Origin of the sequence: Methylobacterium sp. 37f (assembly GCF_023093475.1) — a bacterium.
Classification (GTDB): Bacteria; Pseudomonadota; Alphaproteobacteria; order Rhizobiales; family Beijerinckiaceae; genus Methylobacterium.
The window spans coordinates 1-1,107 of record NZ_JAGHKN010000095.1 but is presented as its reverse complement, the minus strand read 5'-3'; the positions used below and the strand labels follow the sequence as shown (position 1 = coordinate 1,107).

Annotated in this window: 2 protein-coding genes; one reads left to right on the top strand and one right to left on the bottom strand. The window is 68.5% G+C overall.

Annotation, left to right across the window (positions count from 1 at the left end):
- A partial coding sequence (locus J7U37_RS24775) for a hypothetical protein (protein ID WP_247637476.1) occupies window positions 1-811 on the bottom strand: 811 nt, incomplete at its 3' end.
- A gap of 30 nt (window positions 812-841) precedes the next feature.
- Here J7U37_RS24775 and J7U37_RS24770 point away from each other — a divergent pair.
- Window positions 842-1,107, top strand: a 266-nt coding sequence (locus J7U37_RS24770) for a hypothetical protein (protein WP_247637475.1), incomplete at its 3' end; no start/stop codon positions are given.

The window sequence follows — 1,107 nt, the reverse complement described above, 5'->3', positions numbered from 1 at the left end:
TCAACGGCCCGTGTATCAGCAGCGCGTGCAAGGCATGGAGGGCGGTGCCGTCGTCCGTACCTGGGAGAAGGTACTCGTCGAGGGCGGCCACCCAGAGGGTCTGCTCGCTGGCATCGCCATCCGACATCGCGGCCTTCGCGTCCTCGGCGACGTCAGCGTCGTCACCCGTACGCAGGCTGCGCCGCCAGAGGTGCCAGGCGACCCAGGGTATGCCGAGGCTGCGCCCGGCTAACTTGCGCAGGTAGTCGTTGCGAAGCGTACCCGCCTCGTCGACCGCGAGCACGTCCTCGCCGTCGGCAGGCAGGCGGAACCGCATCGCCCCGGTGGCCTCGGAGGTCGAGAGCTGGACGAACCAGCCATGCAGGCGGACGGCGTCGAACGGCTTGATCGTCACGGCATCGGGCAGAAGGGCGTCGGCGCCGGCCGCCTTGGCGAGGAACGACCAGGCCCAGGCGTTGCAGCCGACGACCACCGGTCGATCCAGTCCGTCGATGGCCGCGAGGAGCGCGCGCACGGCCCTCAGGCCTTCCCGATGCCGCAGGAACCAGTCCTCCAGCCTGGGGATGACCAGGATCCCCGACCCGATCATGTCCGGCAGGATGGGCTGATTGGCGGCGACGAGCGATTGCCGCGAGGGCGGCGCGAGGACCTGGTGTCCCGCCTCCGACGCCCAGGTCTGAATGACCGCGTTCTCGTCGCAGGGCGGCAGCACCAACGTCAGGATGTGTGATGCGCCAGGCTGGCGATCCAACCACTTGCCGACGGTTGCCCCAACTTCGGCGAGGACCGGTCCGCAGGCGGGGGGAGCCACGACCTCGTCGAGACGCCTCAGGGTTGCACGGTGCAGCTTATCGTCCGCGATGAACGGCTCGGACTTTTCGCGGTGAAACAGGGCGATAAGCCGCCCGAGGTACCTCCGGGCGACCTCATCCCTGGGGACAGGTGGCGTCTGGGCATCGTCGAGTGGGATCAGGAACGCAGGGCCTTCAGTCTTCGACATCGGCGCGCGGCAGTCCACTCCAAGGTCGTCGACAACGTGAACCGCCCAGGTTCGTTGCCGGTGCCGCTGGCATTCACCGGTCACGAAGTAGGCACCTTCGGCCCGGA